Origin of the sequence: Escherichia sp. E1130, from assembly GCF_005781065.1 — a bacterium.
Taxonomy (GTDB): Bacteria; Pseudomonadota; Gammaproteobacteria; order Enterobacterales; family Enterobacteriaceae; genus Escherichia.
Genome location: NZ_VATL01000032.1, coordinates 1 through 3226 on the forward strand (window position 1 = coordinate 1; position 3226 = coordinate 3226).

At 53.4% G+C, this 3226-nt stretch carries 2 rRNA genes; both read left to right on the forward strand.

Annotation, left to right across the window (positions count from 1 at the left end):
- Nucleotides 1-14 precede the first annotated feature (14 nt).
- Nucleotides 15-2916, forward strand: a 23S ribosomal RNA gene (locus FEK66_RS22685).
- A gap of 187 nt (nt 2917-3103) precedes the next feature.
- A 5S ribosomal RNA gene (rrf, locus tag FEK66_RS22690) occupies nt 3104-3219 on the forward strand.
- Nucleotides 3220-3226: the final 7 nt, after the last annotated feature.

The following is a 3226-nucleotide window of genomic DNA, read 5'->3' on the forward strand; positions in this document are numbered from 1 at the left end:
TCTTCGGGTTGTGAGGTTAAGCGACTAAGCGTACACGGTGGATGCCCTGGCAGTCAGAGGCGATGAAGGACGTGCTAATCTGCGATAAGCGTCGGTAAGGTGATATGAACCGTTATAACCGGCGATTTCCGAATGGGGAAACCCAGTGTGATTCGTCACACTATCATTAACTGAATCCATAGGTTAATGAGGCGAACCGGGGGAACTGAAACATCTAAGTACCCCGAGGAAAAGAAATCAACCGAGATTCCCCCAGTAGCGGCGAGCGAACGGGGAGCAGCCCAGAGCCTGAATCAGTGTGTGTGTTAGTGGAAGCGTCTGGAAAGGCGCGCGATACAGGGTGACAGCCCCGTACACAAAAATGCACATGCTGTGAGCTCGATGAGTAGGGCGGGACACGTGGTATCCTGTCTGAATATGGGGGGACCATCCTCCAAGGCTAAATACTCCTGACTGACCGATAGTGAACCAGTACCGTGAGGGAAAGGCGAAAAGAACCCCGGCGAGGGGAGTGAAAAAGAACCTGAAACCGTGTACGTACAAGCAGTGGGAGCCTCTTTATGGGGTGACTGCGTACCTTTTGTATAATGGGTCAGCGACTTATATTCTGTAGCAAGGTTAACCGAATAGGGGAGCCGAAGGGAAACCGAGTCTTAACTGGGCGTTAAGTTGCAGGGTATAGACCCGAAACCCGGTGATCTAGCCATGGGCAGGTTGAAGGTTGGGTAACACTAACTGGAGGACCGAACCGACTAATGTTGAAAAATTAGCGGATGACTTGTGGCTGGGGGTGAAAGGCCAATCAAACCGGGAGATAGCTGGTTCTCCCCGAAAGCTATTTAGGTAGCGCCTCGTGAATTCATCTCCGGGGGTAGAGCACTGTTTCGGCAAGGGGGTCATCCCGACTTACCAACCCGATGCAAACTGCGAATACCGGAGAATGTTATCACGGGAGACACACGGCGGGTGCTAACGTCCGTCGTGAAGAGGGAAACAACCCAGACCGCCAGCTAAGGTCCCAAAGTCATGGTTAAGTGGGAAACGATGTGGGAAGGCCCAGACAGCCAGGATGTTGGCTTAGAAGCAGCCATCATTTAAAGAAAGCGTAATAGCTCACTGGTCGAGTCGGCCTGCGCGGAAGATGTAACGGGGCTAAACCATGCACCGAAGCTGCGGCAGCGACACTATGTGTTGTTGGGTAGGGGAGCGTTCTGTAAGCCTGTGAAGGTGGCCTGTGAGGGTTGCTGGAGGTATCAGAAGTGCGAATGCTGACATAAGTAACGATAAAGCGGGTGAAAAGCCCGCTCGCCGGAAGACCAAGGGTTCCTGTCCAACGTTAATCGGGGCAGGGTGAGTCGACCCCTAAGGCGAGGCCGAAAGGCGTAGTCGATGGGAAACAGGTTAATATTCCTGTACTTGGTGTTACTGCGAAGGGGGGACGGAGAAGGCTATGTTGGCCGGGCGACGGTTGTCCCGGTTTAAGCGTGTAGGCTGGTTTTCCAGGCAAATCCGGAAAACTAAGGCTGAGGCGTGATGACGAGGCACTACGGTGCTGAAGCAACAAATGCCCTGCTTCCAGGAAAAGCCTCTAAGCATCAGGTAACATCAAATCGTACCCCAAACCGACACAGGTGGTCAGGTAGAGAATACCAAGGCGCTTGAGAGAACTCGGGTGAAGGAACTAGGCAAAATGGTGCCGTAACTTCGGGAGAAGGCACGCTGATATGTAGGTGAAGCGACTTGCTCGTGGAGCTGAAATCAGTCGAAGATACCAGCTGGCTGCAACTGTTTATTAAAAACACAGCACTGTGCAAACACGAAAGTGGACGTATACGGTGTGACGCCTGCCCGGTGCCGGAAGGTTAATTGATGGGGTCAGCGCAAGCGAAGCTCTTGATCGAAGCCCCGGTAAACGGCGGCCGTAACTATAACGGTCCTAAGGTAGCGAAATTCCTTGTCGGGTAAGTTCCGACCTGCACGAATGGCGTAATGATGGCCAGGCTGTCTCCACCCGAGACTCAGTGAAATTGAACTCGCTGTGAAGATGCAGTGTACCCGCGGCAAGACGGAAAGACCCCGTGAACCTTTACTATAGCTTGACACTGAACATTGAGCCTTGATGTGTAGGATAGGTGGGAGGCTTTGAAGTGTGGACGCCAGTCTGCATGGAGCCGACCTTGAAATACCACCCTTTAATGTTTGATGTTCTAACGTAGACCCCTAATCGGGGTTGCGGACAGTGTCTGGTGGGTAGTTTGACTGGGGCGGTCTCCTCCTAAAGAGTAACGGAGGAGCACGAAGGTTGGCTAATCCTGGTCGGACATCAGGAGGTTAGTGCAATGGCATAAGCCAGCTTGACTGCGAGCGTGACGGCGCGAGCAGGTGCGAAAGCAGGTCATAGTGATCCGGTGGTTCTGAATGGAAGGGCCATCGCTCAACGGATAAAAGGTACTCCGGGGATAACAGGCTGATACCGCCCAAGAGTTCATATCGACGGCGGTGTTTGGCACCTCGATGTCGGCTCATCACATCCTGGGGCTGAAGTAGGTCCCAAGGGTATGGCTGTTCGCCATTTAAAGTGGTACGCGAGCTGGGTTTAGAACGTCGTGAGACAGTTCGGTCCCTATCTGCCGTGGGCGCTGGAGAACTGAGGGGGGCTGCTCCTAGTACGAGAGGACCGGAGTGGACGCATCACTGGTGTTCGGGTTGTCATGCCAATGGCACTGCCCGGTAGCTAAATGCGGAAGAGATAAGTGCTGAAAGCATCTAAGCACGAAACTTGCCCCGAGATGAGTTCTCCCTGACTCCTTGAGAGTCCTGAAGGAACGTTGAAGACGACGACGTTGATAGGCCGGGTGTGTAAGCGCAGCGATGCGTTGAGCTAACCGGTACTAATGAACCGTGAGGCTTAACCTTACAACGCCGAAGATGTTTTGGCGGATTGAGAGATTTTCAGCCTGATACAGAGTCCGAAGGATTTTGCGCTGAGACAAGGCGGCAAATGAAGCGAAGGAGGGAGCATACTGAAGTATGTGACTGACTTTCGCGAATGCAGCCGACGCAGTATCAGCCCAAAAGACACAGGACAGAGCACAGGAATTTGCCTGGCGGCCGTAGCGCGGTGGTCCCACCTGACCCCATGCCGAACTCAGAAGTGAAACGCCGTAGCGCCGATGGTAGTGTGGGGTCTCCCCATGCGAGAGTAGGGAACTGCCAGGCATCAAAT